Source organism: Pantoea sp. Lij88 (assembly GCF_030062155.1).
Taxonomy (GTDB): Bacteria; Pseudomonadota; Gammaproteobacteria; order Enterobacterales; family Enterobacteriaceae; genus Pantoea.
Map to the genome: position 1 here is coordinate 2,963,662 of NZ_CP118269.1, position 20,727 is coordinate 2,984,388.

A 20,727-nucleotide genomic window follows, 5' to 3' on the forward strand; every position below is an offset into this window, starting at 1 on the left:
GTGGCTTAGCAACTCCTGGCCAGACGCGGGCGCCAACAAAATGCCTGCACAGGTAACTCCGGCTGACGCTCCGCATTACTGATCTGACGTTCTCCACGGCAGAGATTACTGGCTCATTGAAGGTTCCCACGCGCCGCGCGTGTCCACACCCGCTTCTTTAGCCAGGCGTTCAAGCAAGGCCATCTCCTCCGTGCTGAGCGAGATATCGATTGCACCGGCAGCATCCTGCACATGATGAACTTTGGTCGCGCCAATGATCGGCAGCGTGCCTTTGGCAATAGCCCAGGCGATAGCCACCTGCGCGACGCTGGCGTTTCTGCTTTCACCGATTGTTTTCATTGCACCGGTTAATATTTCAAGCTGCGGCAGAACCCTGTTGTAGGTTTCAGCGCGTCCACTGCCCTGGGGCATGGGATTTTGTGAGTTGTAGCGGCCGCTCAGTGCGCCCTGCTCCAGCACCATATAAGCAAAAAAGGTGATGTCGTTTTGATGGCAGTAGTCGAGGATGCCGGCTTCTTCCGATGCCCGGTAAAGCAGACTGTAGTGATTCTGTACGGCATTCACCGCAAAACCCGCCGGGTTGAGGATTTCATTGGCACGCCGGATTTGTGACAGGCTGTGGTTGGAGACGCCCACCTGTTTTACCTTGCCGCTTTGTAACAGCGGGATCAGGGCTGGCGTCCATTTCTCCACGTCGAACGGATTGTGGATCCAGTAGATATCAATCGCCTCAACACCCAGCCGCGCCAGACTCTCCTCCAGCATGGCGCTGACTGGCTGTGTCGCCTGCGGGTCGGCTATCTGCGGCGTAAATTTAGTGGAGACGATCAGCGCTTCACGTGGATAGCGGTGGATGAGTTTGCCCAGCGCCGTTTCAGAACTACCCATGCCGTAGACGGCTGCGGTGTCCCACAGGTTGAGTCCGCGAGTCATCGCTTCACTGAACACCGCCTCCCGTTGATCATCGGTGAGGTGGTTGCCAAAGACGGTGTCTGCACCGGCAAAGCCTGCGCCCCATGACCAGGTACCCAGCGCTATTTTCGGTAATGTTTTCATTTTTACTTCCGGAATAAGCCGGAGAGCATTGGCATCCGGCAGGTTACAGGAGGGGTTGCGGGTGAATCAGTTCGCGGATTGAATCGCGTTTACCAGCGCCACGCCAACACCGTGCGCCGATGCCGGATTCTGACCGGTGATCAATCGCCCGTCGGTCACGACATTTTCAGACCAGTTGGGTGCTTCGTGGTGAAGCGCACCCTGATCCCGCAGCGCGGTTTCCAGTAAAAAAGGCACAATGGTGGTCGCCTGCACCTCTTCTTCTTCTTTGTTGGTGAACGCCGCGAGATTTTTCCCTTTTACCAGGTATTCGCCGTTGCTGAGCCTGGCGTCAACCAGCGCAGCCGGGCCATGACAGACGGCCGAGACAATGCCACCGCTTTCATAAACCTCGCGGATGATGCGCTGAACATCAAAATTTTCGCGGAAGTCCCACATGGTGCCATGCCCGCCAGCAAAAAAGACGGCAGCGTAATCAGCACCATTCAGCGCAGACAGAGCGGGTGTAGTGGCAAGACGATGCTGGAAGTCGGTCCCGTTCCAGAACATGGCGTTGACCGGATCGCTGAGATCGAAGCCGTCAATCGGCGGCTGGCCGCCACGAACACTGGCGATAACCGTGGCAATGCCTGCATCTTCCAGCACTTTCAGCGGATGGGTCAGCTCGGCAAGATAGAAGCCGGTTGGCGCACCGGACGCGCCTTTTATCGGATGGCTGGTGACTACGCACAGTACGGGTTTGCGGTTGCTCATGGGGTCGCGCCCTCCGGCTGAGATTTAAATTCTGCAGCGAACAGGCTCTCCCAGTTGGTGAAGGCACCCAGCGGGATGCAGTCAAAGCCCAACAGACCTGCTTTTGCCAGTGGAAAATCAGCCAGCAGGCATTGAGCCTGTTCCACTGATTCACACTCAAGGAAGATCGCGACGCCGGGCCGATCCTGCCGGTAGTAAATATCGCGCATCACACCAGATTTATAGAGGCTCCAGGCATGGAAAGCTTCTGCAGTCAGATGAGGTAAATACTTTTCCAGCGTGGCGCCGGGGGCAGGTTTATCCAGACACAAAATTCGCATATCAATCTCCTGAGATTAACGGCCAGGGGGGAACTGATAAGGAGTATATGCTCGCGATTTAGTGAAGATTAGGCCACTATTAACTCAAAGATATTTAGCCTGTGGCTAATAATAAGCAGCCCGATTGTGTCAGGATTATCCCGTGAACAACGCAATTTATAATCAGATACGCATCTTCCAGAGCATTGCCCGCGAGGGGAATATTTCATCGGCAGCCCGCAAACTGGAGATTACGCCCCCCTCTGTCAGTAAAGCGCTGAAACTGCTTGAAGAGCACATCGGTCATCCGCTGTTTGTGCGAACTACACGCCGCATTGAGCTGACCGATGCCGGACAGCAGTTGCTGGAACAAACCTCGGCAGCGGTAGCCTCGCTGGAAAAGTCCCTGGAAAGTATTCGTGACCAGAATCAGGAACCTTCGGGTCTGGTCAGAATTACCCTTTCGCGCTTTGCTTATCTGCTGGTGCTTAAACCTGCGATGGCCGCTTTCTGCCAGCAATATCCCGGTATTCAGCTGGAGATTTCGGTCTACGATGGCACCGTGAATATCATTGAAGAGCGTTTTGATCTGGGGATCCGGTTTGGCGACATTCTGGAAGGTGGCGTGGTGGCACGCCCGCTGATGAAGCCGTTTCGTGAAGGGCTGTATGCCTCTTCGGCCTATCTGACAGCGTCTGGCACGCCTGAGACGCCATCCGACCTGCATCAGCACCAGCTTATCGGTTATCGGTTCATTACTAATAACCGCATTCTGCCGCTGATTCTGGATCATAACGGCGAACAGCTGACGGTAGAGATGCCAGGCCAGTTGATGAGCAACGATATTGAGGTGATGGCAGATGGGATACGCAATGGGCTGGGAATCGGCAGGCTGTTTGAGCCAATTCATGATTTACAGCCAGATAAAGAAGCATTTATTCCGGTGATGGAGCGTTACTGGAAGACTTATCCGCCGGTTTATCTTTATTACCCTAAAAGCGCCGGTAAAACGAAGAGAGTGAAAACGCTGATCGACTTTCTGCTTAAGAATAGTGGCAGCTGACAGACGGGTATTTATTCCGGTGCAATTTAGCATTCAGGTTATTGCATTTTATTGAGATCTGCGCCGCAAATAATAGTATTTTAATTGTGAGGAAACTCGCTGATTTACATCGATTTTCATCTGGACTTTACCTGTATTAGTTGATTATATGTACAGGTATTTAGCGCGATACAGAGGTGTTGGAGCACCCCTGCATCGCTAATCACAATCCTATTTAACAGGAATAGAGATCATGACTGAGTCAGAGTGTAATGCAGTTGGTTTAAATCCAGAAGCTCCTTCCGTTACCCGGCGTAAATTAACGGTGAGTTACGCCAGCCGGTATCCAGACTATATCCGTATTCCATCGATCATTATGAAAGGCCAGTGGCTGGCTGCCGCGGGATTTACCACCGGCACCGAAGTTGAGGTGAATGTCACAGAAGGCCGTATCGTGCTGACCGTGAAACCACCCGAGCCGGTCGATGAGCAACTGGTTAACGCGTTAGCACAGCTGAATAAGCTGCCTGCCAGGAAACAGAAGCAGGTGCTGGCGTTGTCCGGTGTGGTTGCGGGTTAATGGCGTTGAGGTGAAAGGATGCCGCTTCTGGTTGGGGAGCGGCAGAGTAGATCATTTATTATTGTGGGTGCTTGTGAGCGGTGACTGCAGGATGCCAGGTGTGGCAATATAAACGAAGCCAGAATGGTTTAAGAATCACGGGCCTGAAGAGACCTTTATGCAGCCCTTCAGAAGCAGCATGAAGGGGCTGTGAGTTGATAACAGGAGCATTACAATGCAAATATGCATGATGGATTATGGTCGACTTTCCAGCGATGGAAAACGTGTAAAGCTAAACTGCTATGGTGTTGGTTCTTTCGATATTTTGTCTGGCATTGAAAGATATATTAACAATCCAGATTGTTCTGACATTGAGAAGGCCGCAATTCCGCCAGGAACATACTGGATCGTAGACAGGCCAGAAGGCAGTTTGCTAAATCACGCCAGAGCAGAGTTGATTGATATGGCCCATTTGTACCGAAATCATCACTCCGAATGGTTCGGTCTGTACAGCGCAAAAACCATGAGCGATTACGTTTTTGTTAATGGCGTAAAGCGCGGCAGCTTCAGGCTTCACCCACTTAATACTGACGGTTCCGGCGTATCATGGGGATGTATAACCTTCTATCGATCAACTGACTTCCAGACTTTACGCAGTTCGTTGTTGCGAAGGAAAAAAGTCGTTGTACCGGGTAGTCAGGGTTTATTAGCATATGGCCGCATTGATGTTCGTGGTGTTCCTGATTTCACAAAGTGTGTTGTACGATGAAAATACTGATATTTATTATAATTCTATTCGCTTCCTGGATTCTTATTCCTCAAGTGTTCATCAGATCACTGGTCGAAGGCCATATCAGTGGTGATGGTGAAATCGCTATGGATAGTTTCGAATTCACCGTGATTGTACTTAAAGCGGTGTTTTCTCTGATGCTAGCCTTTATTGGTGTCTGGCTTTATCGCAAAGCTAACAGGCGATAACAAAGCAAAATTTAAGAAGCTAACCTTACGCCATGTGTAAATGTGGCATCTGAAATGGCGTGCTTACTGCAGAACTCACGGGCATAAACTCCGTTTTCTGGTGAGAACATTGATGATCTGTTCGTCGGTAAAATGCTTCTTCAAAGGGATGTCCTCATGTGGCTTATGAAGACATTACTAACATCGGGTTGTATTAATTTTAGGGGAGCAGATCACTCATTGGTTCGCACATGTTCGCGTGTACCATCATTGCGAACCTCTTTACGAACAAGCCTCTGCCGGGTGGCTTTCTGCACCTAATCCGTGAGGTCTCGCTCCCAGCAACTTTGCTTTGCGCTCATACGTTTAGCGGTATCACTTACGCCATGCTTATTAGCTAAAGCGCGTATGGACAACGAACCAGCCCGGCAAGCCGCTTCGATGGCCTCACAATCCTGTATCGCTATAAATAATCCTTAATATTTTCTTGATAATTTCATCCAATACTGGATATTTTAAAACCTACACTAAGTAGAAACTCTGGGAGTTAACATGAAATATACGCAAGCAGAAAAACTTCAAATTTTGTTACTTTGCGATATACACGAAGCATTAGGAATCGAACACAGTTATGATCCTGAACTCATCAGGGAAGCGGTTACTACTGATAATCTTTGGTCTTTAGAATGGGAATATTCGAATCTATCCACGCAAGAAGATAATCCTGCTGAGGTGAAACATGTCTGCGACGTACTAGATATGTATAACATGCTCAAGTTCACATATGATCATTTGTCATCAAACGACCAAACTAAGCTTGCAGAAGAAGTCCCTCACTTCAGTCCTGAGCATTCTCTAACATTTCCCGGCTTCGATGGGAACAATGAAGGACGCTTGATGGGTGTTGCTCGCATTCTTAATCGCATGGGCAGATTCAACACTCAAGAAATTACTAAAAACTCTCACCATCCCACTTACGAGACATCTGAGAGAATGCTGGGTGTCTATCTGCCCGAGAGATCTAATTTCCATCATCAACGCGGCATTACCTATGAAGCATTGAAGGATACTTTACTGGCAAGAATTCATCCTTCAAATCGATGAGGTGCTCGCTACAGAAAATTTCTTGTTCGTCGTTGAGCCCCAAATGTTCCTCAGAAATGGAGTTTAAAATGAGTATAAATTCAGTTAGTGATATTACTTCACCCATTGCTAATTACGGTGATTATCTTGAAAGAACAGCAATTGAATTTCATGAAAAAATTGAAAGATATTGGCTATCACGCGACTTTCTCCATAAGGCATTTCACGTCAGCATTGATGAAAGTAAATCAGTAATTATTGCCATACCGAAAATGCAGTTCACTTGCATGAGCCGCAATAGACTTGTTTTCTTCGAAAAATCATTACTGACCGAAATAACATTCTTTGTCAAAAATAAAAAAGGTGACGATGAGATTACGTTACTCAAGTGCTACATGGGCTTTGAAGGCGGATTTAACTTTCATCATCCAGAAGATAGCGAGCAGCTTAACTATCTCAACGACGATAATGTTGTGACTCTTTTATATCAAAAATTGATTACTTCAGCATCCGACAAAAAAATAATTTCTATTTAATGCTTTATATAAAGGGCGCATTTCATATGTGCCCAATACTTTTCATTTAGGTAGTCTGGGGGTAGTGATCTGCCCATACTGGCGACATCCTTCTCTTTCATAAACTCAAGCTCAGCAGCATTTCGCTCCGCCTTTAGGTTTTCAACGCCCTGCCAGATCATGTCGGTCATCCAGTTGAAAGCCGCTATGGAAGCTTCTTGAAATGCCATTGCTGCCTTTCTGGTAAAGCCGAATACCAACATCGTCCACCTATCTTGAGTCATCTGGTAGAAAAGCTGTGTCTTAACCATTCTGTAACTCATTGTTTTTATAGCAAAGCTGAAATTTCGCTCTGCGAACTCTTATGAGCACTGACTGATAGCGCTTCGTGTTTTTCGCAGGACGTCTTTGTGATCCTTGCTAAAGGCCATCGCCACTATTACGGGCGAAGAAGTGGGGAAAGTTGTGGGTAGGATGATAAACCGCAATCACCGCAGGAAGTGGGAGATATAGAGTGACACTGCAATCAGGGATGAAAAGCCTGTGCCGCCACATAAAGACAGGCCGGTCAGTGCCGGGACAAGTAGCCACTACCTTTCATTTATGCGGTCGCTACTGCGTGCTGCTGCAAATGAATAGGGCTGGATAAAGTCCGCGCCGGTTATCAAGACGAAGAAGCCAATCAGTAAGCGCATTCGATGGTTAACCCGCGAAGAAGCAAGCAGGCTTATCGAATGCATGCCGGAAAGCATAAAGCCAGTGGTCATCTTTGTGCTGGCTACCGGGCTTCGCCGTTCTAACATTCTGGATCTGGAATGGACTCAGGTTGATATGCAAAGAAAGGTCGCCTGGATTAATCCGGAGAACGCCAAAGCGGGCAAGGCTATTGGCGTGGCTCTGAATGATACGGCGTGCAAAGTGCTTAAGGGACAGATAGGCAAGCATTCACGCTGGGTGTTTGTACACACCAAGGCTAAGCATTGCAGCGATGGAACGCTGGCACCGGCAGGCAGGAAAATGCGGAGTGATGATAACACGGCGTGGAATATCGGCCTGAAAGCAGCAGGGATAGAAGACTTCCGCTTTCATGACCTGAGGCACACCTGGGCTAGCTGGCTAATTCAGGCTGGCGTTCCGTTATCTGCACTTCAGGAAATGGGTGGATGGGAGAGTATCGAAATGGTACGCCGGTATGCTCACCTGGCACCCAACTATCTGACCGAGCATGCGCGCAAAGTTGACTCATGTATGAGTTAGAACGACACAAATACGACACAAGGAAATAATCAGGGAGGATAGAAACTGGCGTATGTCATTGAAGGAATTTGGTACGCCCTACAGGATTCGAACCTGTGACCTACGGCTTAGAAGGCCGGTGCTCTATCCAACTGAGCTAAGGGCGCATGGAGATGGCACGGATTATACGTCGGGAAGCGGGTACGTCAACGTTTTTGCCGTATCTCCGCAGCGAAGTGCTGCGGTAATAACCAATTGGCGTCAGTGACGCCTGCGCCATTCGCTGAGCGATACGAGTTTACTGGTGCCGGTAAATTCTCCTTCCAGCTCAATCCCTTGTGATGTGAAACGCGCATTGTATTGCTCACGAAGTGCGTGCAGCTCCTGGCTGTCCGGCTCCAGCTGGCGCAAAAAGCCCAGCGCAAGCAGCAGTTGCTGGCGGCTGATAAGCGGTGGAAAACCGGCACGACTCAGAATCGCATGCCAGCGCTGGCTGTTCTCCTCGCTGCCGTCAACAATCAATACCTGCCAGATCAGCAGTACCGCTGCGCCGTTATGCAGATGCGTTTCATTATCTTTGCTGAGATAGTCGGTAAACTCTTTCGCCGCCTCTTTCCCCATCATAGAGATCATTGACTCCACCTGTACCGGTGGCAGTTGCAGCCGTTTGCTGAGCCGCTGAGCGGCGTGGCGTGAGCCCGCGGTGAGCAGCTGAAATCCAGCGACAAATACCACCGCCATAGTAGCAAGCATTATCCAAATCATTACATCGTCTCCGGATTGTCCTGCAGATATCATACGCATGCAGGCTGGCACTCGTCGCCACGAAAAAGCCGGAAAGCGCTTACGCGGCTGAAACTGTGACTGACAGCGCGCCTCGCTTCTGACAAAATACCCCCCTTCCCCGATTCAACACAACACAGTGGATTTCCTCTCTGATGGCAGCAAAAATTATTGACGGTAAAACGATTGCGCAGCAGGTGCGCGTTGAGGTTGCGGAAAAAGTGAAGCAGCGTCTGGCCGCCGGAAAACGTGCGCCAGGTCTGGCAGTGGTTCTGGTGGGCGAAAACCCGGCATCGCAGATCTATGTGGCCAGCAAACGCCGCGCTTGTGAAGAGGTCGGTTTCCACTCCCGCTCTTACGATCTGCCTGCTACCACCCGCGAAGCTGAGCTGCTGGAGCTGATCGATAAGCTTAATCAGGACGACGAAATCGATGGCATCCTGGTGCAGCTGCCGCTGCCAGCGGGTATCGATAACGTGAAGGTACTGGAACGCATCACGCCGGATAAAGATGTCGATGGCTTCCACCCTTATAACGTCGGTCGCCTGTGTCAGCGTGCGCCAACCCTGCGTCCCTGCACGCCGCGCGGTATCGTGACGCTGCTGGAGCGCTACAACATTGACACCTATGGCCTTAACGCTGTGGTGGTCGGGGCGTCTAACATCGTCGGTCGTCCGATGAGCATGGAACTGCTGCTCGCGGGCTGCACCACCACCGTGACTCATCGCTTTACCAAAGATCTGCGCCATCACGTTGAGCATGCCGATCTGCTGGTCGTTGCAGTGGGTAAGCCAGGCTTTATTCCGGGCGACTGGATAAAACCGGGTGCCATCGTCATCGACGTGGGCATCAACCGTCTGGATAGCGGCAAAGTGGTGGGCGACGTTGATTTTGACAGCGCATCAGAGCGCGCCTCCTACATCACCCCAGTGCCGGGCGGTGTCGGGCCGATGACAGTCGCAACACTGATTCAAAACACGCTGCAGGCGTGCGAAGAGTTTCATGATAAAGAGGGTGTATAAATGACGAATTTTTCACTGGGTAAATTCCCGCATGTCGATCTGTGTGACCTGCTGAAGCTGGAAGGCTGGGTTCAGAGCGGTGCACAGGCGAAAGTCGTGATTGCCGAGGGTGAAGTGAAGGTCAATGGCGCGGTTGAAACGCGCAAGCGCTGCAAGATCGTTGCCGGTCAGACCGTGGAATTTGCCGGTTTCCGCATCACTGTGGTCGAGTAATTTTCGGGCGTCCCTGCGGGGACGCTGTCACAGCAGTTCATCCCCTTTCACACGCGTCTCCCCTTCCCGCTGTTCCAGTGCAATATGATTCACCGCCGTATGCTGCGCAATCAGCGTTGCGAGGCGGGGTGAATGGCTGGTGATCCAGAGCTGGCTGTACTGACTGGCTTCGGCGATTAAACGCGCCAGCGCAGGCAACAGATCTTCATGCAGACTGTTCTCCGGCTCATTCAGTGCCATAAAGGCCGGTGGGCGCGGGCTGAGCAGCGCCACAACCAGACAGAGAAACCGCAGCGTGCCATCTGAAAACTCCGCGCTCTCCAGCGGACGCAGAATGCCATTGCGGGACATCAGCATCTGAAAGCGACCATTCTGCACCTCGACGTCAAACTGACTGTCGGGAAACGCCTGCGCCATCACCTCAAACAACAGTTCTGAATGACCGCGCTCCACGATGGTTGCCCAGGCCGCCGCCAGATTGCTGCCATCATGGCTCAGCACCGGCGCACGCACGCCAATCTGCGGCGCACGTATCGGTGAGCCAGGCCAGACGGCGAACTCATGGTAGAAGCGCCACTGATGCAGCCGCTCGCGTAACTGCGACAGCTCCGGGTAGAGATGGGGTTCACCCAGCTGACCAAACAGTGATTCTTCCGGATGCAGCACCGCCGGATAAGCGACGCGATCCCCTTCAACGTTGTGCAGAAAAGCGGTCTGATTTTCGCGCTGCATGATGCAGGCAGAAGGACGACGTTTCTGGCCGCTGAGCCAGAGCCGCTCCTGCTTCACCAGCGGATCAAGATTGAACAGGCTGGTCGACAGCGGCTCGGGAAAGCCAATCTCCAGCTGGTAATCCATGTCATCCATGACCACAGCCAGCTCCAGCCGCTTAGGATCGTGTCGGCGATCGCCCCGCCGCAATCCGCCCGCCCACATCGCTTTCTGAATGCCGCCTTCATCAGCCAGTGCCAGCGCCAGATGACCGCTGGCCGCTTCGTGCAGCAGCCGCACCGCTTTGTAGAGGTTGGATTTACCGCAGCCGTTGGGACCGCTCACCACATTCAGCTGGTGCAGTGACAGCGTCAGGTTACGTATTGAGCGGAAGCCGCGGATCTGAATCTGTTCAATCGCCATAATAAAAAAGGGCGATTGCTCGCCCTCTCCGGTTTATTTTCGACGCCAGCTGGAGCCCTGTGGTCCATCCTCGACGATAACGCCTAACGCGTTAAGTTTGTCGCGCGCGATGTCCGCTTCCGCCCAGGCTTTGGCTGCCCGCGCGTCGGCACGGGCTTTCACCCAATGCTCAATCTCGGCAACTTCTTCATCATTGACCTGCGCGCCGCTTTGCAGGAACAGCTCAGGATCCTGTTGCAGGATGCCCAGCACGTTAGCCATCTCGCGCAGCTTAGACGCCAGTCCATGCGCTGACGCGCTATCTTCGCTTTTCAGGCGGTTAACTTCACGCGCCATATCGAACAGCACCGAGTAAGCTTCCGGGGTGTTGAAGTCATCATCCATCGCGCTGCGGAAACGCGCTTCAAACGCTTCGCCGCCGTGGGCTGGCACGCTGCTGTCGGTGTGACGCAGTGCCGTATAGAGACGCTCCAGCGCTGCACGCGCCTGATTCAGGTTATCTTCGCCGTAATTAAGCTGGCTGCGATAGTGACCGGACATCAGGAAGTAACGCACCGTCTCGGCATCATAATGTTGCAGCACGTCTCGCACGGTGAAGAAGTTGCCGAGCGATTTAGACATCTTCTCGCGGTCAACCATCACCATGCCGGAGTGCATCCAGTAGTTGACGTAAGGACCGTCATGGGCGCAGCTCGACTGGGCGATTTCGTTTTCATGGTGCGGGAACATCAGGTCTGAGCCGCCGCCGTGGATATCGAAATGCGTACCCAGCTGTTTGCAGTTCATCGCCGAGCACTCGATGTGCCAGCCAGGACGACCGTTGCCCCACGGCGATGACCAGGCTGGCTCATCCGCTTTGGACATTTTCCACAGTACGAAGTCCATCGGATTGCGCTTCACGTCCGCGACTTCAACGCGTGCACCCGCCTGTAATTGCTCCAGATCCTGACGCGACAGCGCGCCGTAATCGGTGTCACTCAGTACATCAAACATCACGTCGCCATTGTCCGCCACGTAGGCGTGACCACGGGCGATCAGCGTTTCCACCAGCTCGATGATTTCAGCGATATGACGGGTCGCGCGCGGCTCCTCATCAGGAGGCAGAATCCCCAGCGCGGCGAAGTCATTGTGCATCTCGCCGATCATGCGGTTGGTCAGGGTTTCGATGCTCTCGCCGTTTTCATTGGCGCGCTTGATGATTTTGTCATCAATGTCCGTGATGTTACGTACATAATTAAGCTGATAACCGAGGTAACGCAGGTAGCGCGCCACCACGTCAAACGCCACGAACGTCCGCCCATGACCAATGTGACAGAGGTCATACACCGTGATGCCGCAAACATACATCCCGATTTTACCGGCATGAATGGGTTTGAATTCCTCTTTCTGTCGACTCAGGGTGTTATAAATCTTAAGCATTGAACGGTTCCGTTTTCGCGTGTGGTTGGCACTTTTAAGTATCCAGACATTGTGCCGTATTTTTATCGCTCGCGCGACGCAAAGCAAGCCAACTGCGCCGCGCTGCTGACGCGTCATTGGAAATTATGATATAAGAACGGTCGACAAAAAGGGGTACGCCAATCGACAACGCGACCTCAGCAACTGATGACAACCTTTACAGGACGACAAAAATGGTAACTTTCCAGACGAACCATGGCGATATCGTAATCAAAACTTTCGATGATAAAGCGCCGGCAACCGTACAGAACTTCCTGGATTACTGCCGTGAAGGTTTTTACGACAACACCATTTTCCACCGCGTAATCAACGGCTTTATGATTCAGGGCGGCGGCTTCGAGCCGGGCATGAAGCAGAAAGAAACCAAAGCCGAAATTCAGAACGAAGCAAGCAACGGCCTGAAAAACACCAAAGGTACGCTGGCAATGGCACGTACCTCTGCGCCGCACTCTGCGACCGCACAGTTCTTCATCAACGTAGCTGATAACGACTTCCTGAACTTCCGTGACGAAAGCGTTCAGGGCTGGGGCTACTGCGTATTCGCTGAAGTGGTTGAAGGCATGGATGTAGTCGAGAAGATCAAAGCGGTTTCTACCGGCCGCAGCGGCATGCACCAGGATGTGCCAAAAGATGACGTCGTTATCCAGAAAGTGACCGTCAGCGAGTAATGTCGCGCACGCTGTTTATCGCAGATCTCCATCTGTGTCAGGAAGAACCGGCGATTACCGCCGGTTTTCTGCATTTTTTACAGCGCGAAGCGCCCCATTGCGACGCGCTCTATATTCTCGGCGATCTGTTTGAAGCCTGGATTGGCGACGATGATCCCAATCCGCTGCATCAGCAGATTGCCAGCGCCCTGCGCGCCCTGCCGGTTCCGGTTTACTTCATTCATGGCAATCGCGACTTCCTGATTGGCCGACGCTTTGCGCGCGCCAGCGGTATGACGCTGCTGCCGGAAGAGCAGGTGCTGACGCTCTACGGCCATCGGCTGCTGATCATGCACGGCGATACGCTCTGCACGGACGATGCGGGTTATCTGCGCTTTCGTGCCAAAGTGCACAATCCCTGGATCCAGCGACTGTTCCTGGCGCTGCCGTTGTGGATACGCAAACGCATCGCCGCCCGGATGCGCGCCGACAGTAAACAGGCCAATCAGCACAAATCCCGGCTCATCATGGATGTAAACCAGGATGCGGTGGCCGCCGCCATGCTGCGCCAGCAGGTGCCGCTGCTGATCCACGGCCATACCCATCGCCCGGCGATTCATACGCTGAGCCTGCAGGGTGAAACGGCGCAACGCGCGGTGCTGGGTGCCTGGCACAGCCGGGGTTCCATGATTCAGCTCGACGCCAGCGGCATTCAGCTCATCCATTTCGACTTTTAATCTGCGGTTATCTCCCCGACGTTAGCCCGACGCAACCGTTTTCCTTGCGTGCTTCTCATGCTATTCTCGGTGCCCTTCAAAACCTGTCCGCCCGGCCAGGTCTGTTTGTTTATTCACAGGAGTTGACCGCATGTCATCGAACGCCCCGGCCCGCATCGCCATTGTTATGGGTTCCAGAAGTGACTGGGCCACCATGCAGTTCGCCGCTGAAATCCTCTCCAGCCTGGACGTCCCTTTTCATGTTGAAGTGGTCTCTGCACACCGCACCCCGGATAAACTGTTCAGCTTCGCCGAAACGGCAGCCGGTAACGGTTTCCAGGTGATTATTGCTGGCGCAGGTGGCGCAGCCCATCTGCCGGGTATGCTGGCGGCCAAAACGCTGGTCCCGGTGCTGGGTGTGCCGGTTCAGAGCGCAGCCCTGAGCGGCGTCGATAGCCTCTATTCGATTGTGCAGATGCCGCGCGGTATTCCGGTCGGGACGCTGGCGATTGGCAAGGCGGGCGCAGCCAATGCCGCGTTGCTGGCGGCGCAGATTCTGGCGCTGCATGACAGCGCGCTGGCGTCACGCCTGAATAACTGGCGTCAGAGCCAGACCGATGAGGTGCTGAACCATCCCGATCCGCGGGTGGATGCATGAAGCCGGTTTGCGTACTGGGTAACGGCCAGTTAGGCCGAATGCTGCGCCAGGCGGGGGAACCGCTGGGTATCGCGGTGTATCCGGTGGGCCTGGATGCCGATCCTGCTGCCCTGCCGATCGCCGATAGCGTGATCACCGCCGAAATCGAACGCTGGCCGGAAACCGCGCTGACGCGCGAACTGGCGAGCCATCCGGCCTTTGTTAACCGGGATATTTTCCCGCGTCTGGCCGATCGTCTGACACAGAAACAGCTGCTGGATCAGCTGGGGCTTGCCACCGCGCCGTGGCAGTTGCTGGCGGACAAAAGCGAATGGCCCGCAGTGTTTGCATCACTGGGCGAACTGGCGATTGTGAAAAGCCGCACCGGCGGTTACGACGGGCGGGGTCAGTGGCGTCTGCGTGCTGATGAAACGCACCAGCTGCCGGATGCCTGTTACGGCGAATGCATCGTTGAGCAGGGCATCAATTTTTCCGGTGAAGTGTCACTGGTCGGCGCGCGCGGCCACGATGGCTCGGTGGTGTTCTATCCGCTGACGCATAACCTGCATCAGGACGGCATTCTGCGCACCAGCGTGGCACAGCCGCAGGCGGATCAGGCCCAGCAGCAGCAGGCCGAATCGATGCTGAGCGCGATCATGCAGGCGCTGAATTACGTGGGCGTGATGGCGATGGAGTGCTTCGTTACGCCAGCCGGACTGCTGATCAATGAGCTGGCACCGCGTGTGCACAACAGTGGTCACTGGACGCAAAACGGTGCGTCGATCAGCCAGTTTGAGCTGCATCTCCGCGCCATTCTGGGCCTGGCTTTGCCGCAGCCGGTGGTGTTTGCGCCATCGGTAATGGTGAATCTGATTGGCACCGACGTGAATCTCAGCTGGCTGCAACAGCCGCTGGTGCATCTGCACTGGTATGACAAAGAGGTGCGTCCGGGTCGTAAAGTGGGCCACCTCAATCTGACCGACAGCGATGCAGAGCGGCTGAAAGCGGCGCTGAATGCGCTGGTGCCACAGCTGCCGGAAGAGTACGCCAGCGGCATCGCGTGGGCCGTTGAAAAGCTGTAGTTTCCCGTTACCGCTTGCGGGTGCGGTCTGAATAAAGATCAAAGGCGGCTTCGTGCCGCCTTATTTCAGCCCTGCCTTATGCCGCATCAAACTTCCTGAACAGCGCCTTCCCTTTCAGTAACCGGATTCCCAGCCAGCCGCCACACAGCGATAACAGCAGTGCGCCGCACAACGGCAACGCCAGCCATAATGTCCAGTCTGGCTGCCATGGGAAGTCGAAAATCTTAGTCTGTAATCCCCACAGCGCCGCTTCTGCTCCCATTGCGGCCGCCACGCCGGAGACCACGCCGAGCAGCGCAAACTCACACCACAGCGTGGTGCGCAGCAGGCGTTTGCCCGCGCCCAGCGTGCGATAGACCACCAGCTCCTGCCGTCTCTGACGCATCCCGACCTGAATCTGCGCCAGCAGCAGTAACACACCACAGGCGGTGACCAGTACCACCATGATCTCCAGCGCCCGGCTGACCTGCGTCAGTACCTGACCGATTTGCTGCATAATGCTGCCGATATCCAGCAGACTTAGCGCCGGAAAAGCGCGGTTCAGCTGCGCCAGCAGAACAGGATTCGCCTTCATGCGGAAGCTGGTGAGCCAGGTCTGCGGCTGGCTGTCGAGTGCACCCGGCGGGAAGATAAAGAAGAAATTCGGCTTCAGGCTTTCCCAGTCCACTTTACGCAGGCTGGTGATACGGGCGCTGAACGTCTGCGTATCGCCGTCGAACGTCAGGGTATCGCCGAGTTTCAGCCCCAGACGGTCCGCCAGCTCCACCTCCATCGAGACTTCACCCGCTTTTGGCGGCCAGCTGCCAGCCACCAGCGGATTGTGATCCGGGCGATCGGCCAGCGCCGTCAGGTTCAGCTCGCGGTTGAGGGCATTATCCAGTTTCGGATCGGCCGGTTTCCCGTTGAGTTCACTGAGCCGTACCCGCGCAATCGGATAAAAGGTTTCGGGTTTAATCTGGTGCGCCTGCAGAAAATCACGCACCTGCGGCACCTGATCCGCCGTCATGTTGAGCAGGAAGAAGTTCGGGCTATCCGCCGGTAACTGCTGCTGCCAGCGATCCAGCAGATCGCCACGCATCACCAGCAGCAGCGCCAGCAACATAAACGACAGCGAGAAGGCTGCGAGCTGGCTCAGCGTCATGCCGGGCTGGCGCAGCAGCCGGTTGATCGCCAGACGCAGCGCCAGATTGCGCACCACCAGCCGACGTAACAGCAGCAGGGTTCCCCAGCCGAGTAACGCCAGTAATCCCGCCAGCACCATCACCCCCGCCAGCAGCGCCCAGAGCATTTTACTGCCGCCGACCAGCAGCGCTAACAGCGCCACCACCACAACGATCATTACCGGAATATAGAACTTCAGCGGCCAGAGGTTCGCCACCGCATCGCGCCGCAGCACCCGCAGCGGCTGGGTTGCCAGCAGCAGACGATAGGGCCGCAGACCAACCAGCAGCGAAATCACAAACAGCGACCCTACCGCCCAGATCCACGGCCAGACGCTGGCCGCCGGTAAGCTGGCAGGCAATACGGGTTTCAGCATCGCCATCAGGATCGCTTCCACGCCCTGCCCCACAATGCCTCCGGCAATCGCCGCCAGCAGCAGTACCGCCAGCCACTGACCGATGATCAACCGCTGCAACGCGCCATGCGTCGCGCCCAGGGTTTTCAGCACCGCCACCAAATCGTAGCGGCTGCGGCAGTAGTGACTCATGGCGACCGCTACGGCGGCAATCGCCAGCATGAGCGTCAGCAGGGCCGAGAGCAGCAGGAACTGCTGCGCGCGCTGCATCGAACGGCCCAGCGCATCTTCTGAGTTATCCACGCTGATCCAGCGCTGGTCCGCCTTCAGTTGTGGTTCAATCCAGCGGTCATAACTGGCCAGCTGTTCGGGATTACCGGAGAATTTATAGCGCCAGGTGATACGGCTGCCCGGCTGAATCGCACCGGTTTTGCCAGCATCCGCCAGATTGATCAGCAGGCGCGGCGCCATCTCGAACGGGTTGAAGCCGCCATCCGGCTCCTGGATTACCTCACCGCTGATGCGCAGCTGGGTATCCCCCACTTCCAGCGTGTCGCCCACTTTCAGATTCAGCAGCGCCATCAGGCGCGGTGCTGCCAGCGCGGTGCCCGCCTGTGGCCGCAGACCCGGCGGCTGCGTCTGCAGCGTGCCAAACATCGGGTAACGGTCATCTACCGCTTTGACTGAGGCGAGCTGCGGTGACTGATCGGCAAAGGTCATGGTCATAAAGGTCAGCTGAGAACTGACCGTCAGGCCGGTTTCCCGCGCCTTTTTCAGCCAGGCTTCTGGCGCAGCATCGGTACTGCGTAGCGTGCGGTCACCGGCCATAAAATCACGGCTCTGCTGATTCAGCCCTTTTTCCATGCGATCGCTGATCGACCCCAGCGCCAGTACGCAGGCCACCGCCAGCGTCAGGGCCAGCCAGACAATCAGCAGCGAGGGCGAACGCCACTCGCGCCAGAACCAGCGCCAGATCATTGCTCCTCCCACAATTTACCGTCGCGCAGTCGCAGGCGACGATCGCAGCGCGCCGCCAGCTGCTCATCATGCGTCACCAGAATCAGCGTGGTGGCGAAGTCGCGGTTAAGGGAAAACAGCAGATCGGCGATGCGGTCACCGGTTTTACGATCGAGATTGCCGGTGGGCTCATCGGCAAACAGCAGGCCCGGACGACCGCTGAAGGCGCGGGCCAGCGCGACACGCTGCTGCTCGCCACCCGAAAGCTGGGCGGGCAGATGATGCAGACGTTCACCCAGCCCGAGCAGCGTCAAAAGTTCCCGTGCCTGTTCGCGGCTCTGCCGGTCGCTGTCGCCGCGCAGCAGTGAAGGCAGCTGCACGTTCTCCTGCGCATTCAGGGTCGGCACCAGCATAAAGGACTGAAACACAAAGCCGACCTGGCGGGCTCGCAGGGCCGCACGCTGCTCTTCGTTCATCTGGTGCAGCGGCTGCCCCAGCAGATGGACTTCGCCGCTGCTGCCATCGTCCAGCCCGGCCAGGATTCCCAGCAGGGTGGACTTGCCGGAGCCGGACTCGCCAATCAGCGCAATGGTCTCGGCTGGTTTGACAACCAACTCAACTCCGGTAAGGATGGTTAACTGATGCTCTCCCTGACCGACGGACTTAGTAAGATGATGAACTTCAACAATGTTTTCCGCTGGCATTATCCCTTCCTGTTATTGATTCTTCTGCTGGTGTCACGTCTTGCTGCTGCAGATACCCTGATGGTGCTGGGCGACAGCCTGAGTGCGGGCTATCGCATGTCGGCCACGGCGGCCTGGCCCAGCCTGCTCGATAAGCAGTGGCAGCAGAAACCGAAAGTGGTCAACGCCAGCATCAGCGGCGATACTGCCGCACAGGGACTGGCGCGCCTGCCTGCGCTATTAAAACAGCATCAGCCGCAATGGGTGTTAATCGAACTGGGCGGTAACGATGGTCTGCGCGGTTTCCCGCCCGACGCTATCGCACAGAATCTGAGTAAAGTGATCGACGATGTCAAAGCCGCCAATGCGAAACCGCTGCTGATGCAGATCCGCCTGCCCGCCAACTATGGCCGCCGCTACACCGAGGCGTTCAGCGGCATCTATCCTGGACTCGCGCAGCAGCATGACATTCCTCTGGTGCCCTTTTTCATGGAGCAGGTCTATCTGAAGCCCGAGTGGATGCAGCAGGATGGCATTCACCCTAATCCTGATGCCCAGCCGTTTATCGCCGGATTGATGGCGAAAGAACTGGCTCCCTTAGTTAAGCAGCCGTAGCGCGCCTGAATGCGCAAATAGGGTAAAGAAATGCAAAAAACCATTCTGATTACAGGTTGTTCCAGCGGTATTGGCCTTGTCGCCGCGCACGATTTGCTGGCGCGGGGCTACCGGGTGATCGCCGCCTGCCGCAAAGCCGACGATGTTGCGCGCATGAACACGCTGGGTTTTACGGGCCTGCAGCTCGATCTCGACGATCCGCAGAGCGTGGATCAGGCGGCGGATGCGGTGCTCGCGTTCTGCGATAACCGTCTGGCTGCGCTGTTCAACAACGCCGGATTTGGCCTCTATGGCCCGCTGCACACCCTCTCCCGTCAGCAGCTGGAGCAGCAGTTTTCCAGTAACTTTTTCGGCGTCCATCAGCTGACACTCCGGCTGTTACCCGCGCTGCAGGCCAGCGGCGATGGCCGCATTGTTAACACCAGTTCGGTACTGGGCCTGATCTCCACGCCAGGCCGGGGTGCCTATGCCGCCAGTAAATATGCGCTGGAAGCCTGGAGCGACGCGCTACGGCTCGAAGTACGCAGCCGCGGCATCCGGGTCAGCCTGATTGAGCCGGGTCCGATTGAGACCCGCTTTACCGACAATGTGTCACAGGGCGAACAGCATAACCCGGTGCGCAACCCCGGCATCGCGGCGCGCTTTACCCTGCCAGCGGAAGCCATTCTGCCTAAACTTCGTCATGCACTCGAGAGTAAACATCCACGTTTACGCTATCCGGTGACACTGGTCGCACACGTGATGAGCCTGCTTAAGCGGTTGCTGCCAGGCTGGATGCTGGATCGCATTTTGCGCAGCCATCAGTAAGCCATGCGCAATAGCGCTTGAAGCCGGGCCAGTTGGCCCCATATTCTTAGAACACTTTTTGCAAAGAGACTTATTCATGTCACCACAAGCTTCTATCATCGACATCAACGAATCTAACCTGCAGCAGACCCTTGAGCAGTCGATGCAGCTGCCGGTGCTGTTCTACTTCTGGTCTGAGCGCAGCCAGCACTGTCTGGAGCTGACGCCGGTGCTGGAGCGTCTGGCGCAGGAGTACGCGGGTCAGTTTATTCTCGCAAAACTGGATTGCGACACAGAGCAGCGAGTCGCGTCGCAGTTTGGTCTGCGTTCCATCCCGACCGTTTACCTGTTCCAGGAGGGTCAGCCGGTTGACGGCTTCCAGGGCCCGCAGCCGGAAGAAGCAATCCGCGCCCTGCTGGAAAAAGTGCTGCCGCGCGAAGAAGAGCTGAAAGCGCAGCAGGCGATGGCGCTGATGCAGGAAGATAAACCGCTGGAGGCGCTGCCGCTGTTAAAAGATGCGTGGCAGCTGAGCAACCAGTCCAGCGAGATCGGTTTCCTGCTGGCTGACGTGCTGATTACCCTGAACCGCAGCGATGAAGCGGAAGCGGTGCTGAAGGTAGTGCCATTGCAGGATCAGGATACCCGCTATCAGAGCCTGATGGCGCAGATCGATCTGCTGAAACAGGCTGCCGATACGCCGGAGATTCAACAGCTGCAATCCGAGCTGGAAGCGGACCCGACTAACGCCGGGCTGGCTGCTAAACTCTCGTTACAGCTGCATCAGGTGGGTCGTAATGAAGAAGCACTGGAACTGCTGTTCAGCTTCCTGAAATCCGATCTTAATGCCGCTGATGGCCAGGCGCGTAAAATGCTGCAGGAGATTCTGGCGGCGCTGGGTACCGGTGATGCACTGGCTGCGCGCTATCGTCGCCAGCTCTATTCCCTGCTGTATTAAACAGCAGCACCACGGGCCGAAGC

General features: G+C 55.2%; 23 protein-coding genes, 1 tRNA gene and 1 pseudogene. 15 read left to right on the forward strand and 10 right to left on the reverse strand.

Going from position 1 to position 20,727, the window contains the following annotated elements; translation table 11 throughout:
* Window positions 1–105: 105 nt before the first annotated feature.
* From PU624_RS17725 to PU624_RS17735, 3 genes are all read right to left on the reverse strand, one after another.
* Window positions 106–1,056, reverse strand: coding sequence for an aldo/keto reductase (locus PU624_RS17725; protein ID WP_283546027.1), 951 nt, complete (start codon window positions 1,054–1,056; stop codon window positions 106–108).
* Between the two features lie 66 nt (window positions 1,057–1,122).
* Window positions 1,123–1,809 (reverse strand): type 1 glutamine amidotransferase domain-containing protein, encoded by a 687-nt coding sequence (locus PU624_RS17730; RefSeq protein ID WP_283546028.1) that lies wholly within the window; start codon window positions 1,807–1,809, stop codon window positions 1,123–1,125.
* Complete coding sequence (locus tag PU624_RS17735) at window positions 1,806–2,129, reverse strand: superoxide dismutase (protein WP_283546029.1); 324 nt, start codon at window positions 2,127–2,129, stop codon at window positions 1,806–1,808. The genes PU624_RS17730 and PU624_RS17735 overlap by 4 nt, the downstream gene beginning before the upstream one ends.
* 142 nt (window positions 2,130–2,271) lie before the next feature.
* Between PU624_RS17735 and PU624_RS17740 the strand changes: the two genes are divergently transcribed.
* The 5 genes from PU624_RS17740 (at window position 2,272) to PU624_RS17760 (ending at window position 6,285) form a co-directional block, all read left to right on the forward strand.
* Window positions 2,272–3,171, forward strand: coding sequence for a LysR substrate-binding domain-containing protein (locus PU624_RS17740; RefSeq protein ID WP_283546030.1), 900 nt, complete (start codon window positions 2,272–2,274; stop codon window positions 3,169–3,171).
* Window positions 3,172–3,403: 232 nt separating this feature from the next.
* Window positions 3,404–3,730: a SymE family type I addiction module toxin gene (locus PU624_RS17745; RefSeq protein ID WP_283546031.1), complete on the forward strand. Its 327-nt coding sequence runs from the start codon at window positions 3,404–3,406 to the stop codon at window positions 3,728–3,730.
* A gap of 214 nt (window positions 3,731–3,944) precedes the next feature.
* The gene (locus tag PU624_RS17750; protein ID WP_283546032.1) at window positions 3,945–4,478 is read left to right on the forward strand and encodes a DUF2778 domain-containing protein; all 534 of its coding nucleotides are present in this window, start codon (window positions 3,945–3,947) and stop codon (window positions 4,476–4,478) included.
* Between the two features lie 740 nt (window positions 4,479–5,218).
* Complete coding sequence (locus PU624_RS17755) at window positions 5,219–5,770, forward strand: YfbU family protein (RefSeq protein WP_283546033.1); 552 nt, start codon at window positions 5,219–5,221, stop codon at window positions 5,768–5,770.
* A 68-nt stretch (window positions 5,771–5,838) separates the two neighbouring features.
* Window positions 5,839–6,285, forward strand: coding sequence for a hypothetical protein (locus PU624_RS17760; RefSeq protein WP_283546034.1), 447 nt, complete (start codon window positions 5,839–5,841; stop codon window positions 6,283–6,285).
* Here PU624_RS17760 and PU624_RS17765 read toward each other — a convergent pair.
* On the reverse strand, window positions 6,282–6,575 hold the full coding sequence (locus PU624_RS17765; RefSeq protein ID WP_283546035.1) for a Rha family transcriptional regulator: 294 nt from the start codon (window positions 6,573–6,575) through the stop codon (window positions 6,282–6,284). The two genes, PU624_RS17760 and PU624_RS17765, sit on opposite strands and share 4 nt — an antisense overlap.
* Before the next feature lie 118 nt (window positions 6,576–6,693).
* On the opposite strand from PU624_RS17765, the pseudogene PU624_RS17770 reads away from it, so the two are divergent.
* A pseudogene (locus PU624_RS17770) lies at window positions 6,694–7,521 on the forward strand (site-specific integrase); the annotation flags it as partial.
* 69 nt (window positions 7,522–7,590) lie between these two features.
* Here PU624_RS17770 and PU624_RS17775 read toward each other — a convergent pair.
* Both PU624_RS17775 and PU624_RS17780 read right to left on the reverse strand, forming a co-directional pair.
* Window positions 7,591–7,667: transfer RNA gene (locus tag PU624_RS17775), tRNA-Arg, on the reverse strand.
* Between the two features lie 94 nt (window positions 7,668–7,761).
* Window positions 7,762–8,265 carry a DUF1198 family protein gene (locus PU624_RS17780; protein ID WP_283546036.1) on the reverse strand — a complete coding sequence of 168 codons (504 nt, stop codon included), beginning with the start codon at window positions 8,263–8,265 and terminating at the stop codon, window positions 7,762–7,764.
* Window positions 8,266–8,438: 173 nt separating this feature from the next.
* On the opposite strand from PU624_RS17780, the gene folD reads away from it, so the two are divergent.
* A complete protein-coding gene (folD, locus tag PU624_RS17785) occupies window positions 8,439–9,305 on the forward strand; it encodes a bifunctional methylenetetrahydrofolate dehydrogenase/methenyltetrahydrofolate cyclohydrolase FolD (protein ID WP_283546037.1) in 867 nt (288 codons plus the stop codon).
* Entirely contained in the window at window positions 9,306–9,518 is a 213-nt protein-coding gene (gene ybcJ / locus PU624_RS17790) for a ribosome-associated protein YbcJ (protein WP_283546038.1), read from the forward strand.
* Window positions 9,519–9,545: 27 nt separating this feature from the next.
* Here ybcJ and PU624_RS17795 read toward each other — a convergent pair whose 3' ends face one another.
* Together PU624_RS17795 and cysS are read right to left on the reverse strand one after the other, a co-directional pair.
* Window positions 9,546–10,652, reverse strand: coding sequence for an AAA family ATPase (locus PU624_RS17795; RefSeq protein WP_283546039.1), 1,107 nt, complete (start codon window positions 10,650–10,652; stop codon window positions 9,546–9,548).
* Between the two features lie 33 nt (window positions 10,653–10,685).
* Window positions 10,686–12,071: a cysteine--tRNA ligase gene (gene cysS / locus PU624_RS17800; RefSeq protein WP_283546040.1), complete on the reverse strand. Its 1,386-nt coding sequence runs from the start codon at window positions 12,069–12,071 to the stop codon at window positions 10,686–10,688.
* Window positions 12,072–12,283: 212 nt separating this feature from the next.
* Here cysS and ppiB point away from each other — a divergent pair, with 212 nt between their 5' ends.
* The 4 genes from ppiB (at window position 12,284) to purK (ending at window position 15,192) form a co-directional block, all read left to right on the forward strand.
* Window positions 12,284–12,778 carry a peptidylprolyl isomerase B gene (ppiB, locus tag PU624_RS17805; RefSeq protein WP_010259052.1) on the forward strand — a complete coding sequence of 165 codons (495 nt, stop codon included), beginning with the start codon at window positions 12,284–12,286 and terminating at the stop codon, window positions 12,776–12,778.
* A complete protein-coding gene (gene lpxH, locus PU624_RS17810; protein WP_283546041.1) occupies window positions 12,778–13,494 on the forward strand; it encodes a UDP-2,3-diacylglucosamine diphosphatase in 717 nt (238 codons plus the stop codon). The genes ppiB and lpxH overlap by 1 nt, the downstream gene beginning before the upstream one ends.
* Before the next feature lie 130 nt (window positions 13,495–13,624).
* Window positions 13,625–14,131 carry a 5-(carboxyamino)imidazole ribonucleotide mutase gene (gene purE, locus PU624_RS17815; protein WP_283546042.1) on the forward strand — a complete coding sequence of 169 codons (507 nt, stop codon included), beginning with the start codon at window positions 13,625–13,627 and terminating at the stop codon, window positions 14,129–14,131.
* Window positions 14,128–15,192, forward strand: a complete 1,065-nt coding sequence (gene purK / locus PU624_RS17820) for a 5-(carboxyamino)imidazole ribonucleotide synthase (protein ID WP_283546043.1) — start codon at window positions 14,128–14,130, stop codon at window positions 15,190–15,192. Before purE ends, purK begins: the two co-directional genes overlap by 4 nt.
* A 76-nt stretch (window positions 15,193–15,268) precedes the next feature.
* Here the strand turns inward: purK and ybbP are convergent, their stop codons facing one another.
* Complete coding sequence (gene ybbP, locus PU624_RS17825) at window positions 15,269–17,686, reverse strand: putative ABC transporter permease subunit YbbP (protein ID WP_283546044.1); 2,418 nt, start codon at window positions 17,684–17,686, stop codon at window positions 15,269–15,271.
* Window positions 17,683–18,369: a putative ABC transporter ATP-binding protein YbbA gene (gene ybbA / locus PU624_RS17830; RefSeq protein ID WP_010259059.1), complete on the reverse strand. Its 687-nt coding sequence runs from the start codon at window positions 18,367–18,369 to the stop codon at window positions 17,683–17,685. Before ybbA ends, ybbP begins: the two co-directional genes overlap by 4 nt.
* Here ybbA and tesA point away from each other — a divergent pair.
* The 3 genes from tesA (at window position 18,337) to PU624_RS17845 (ending at window position 20,704) form a co-directional block, all read left to right on the forward strand.
* Complete coding sequence (tesA, locus tag PU624_RS17835; protein WP_139229468.1) at window positions 18,337–18,963, forward strand: multifunctional acyl-CoA thioesterase I/protease I/lysophospholipase L1; 627 nt, start codon at window positions 18,337–18,339, stop codon at window positions 18,961–18,963. The two genes, ybbA and tesA, sit on opposite strands and share 33 nt — an antisense overlap.
* Window positions 18,964–18,993: 30 nt before the next feature.
* Entirely contained in the window at window positions 18,994–19,770 is a 777-nt protein-coding gene (locus PU624_RS17840) for an SDR family oxidoreductase (protein ID WP_283546045.1), read from the forward strand.
* Between the two features lie 76 nt (window positions 19,771–19,846).
* Entirely contained in the window at window positions 19,847–20,704 is an 858-nt protein-coding gene (locus PU624_RS17845) for a co-chaperone YbbN (protein ID WP_283546046.1), read from the forward strand.
* Window positions 20,705–20,727: the final 23 nt, after the last annotated feature.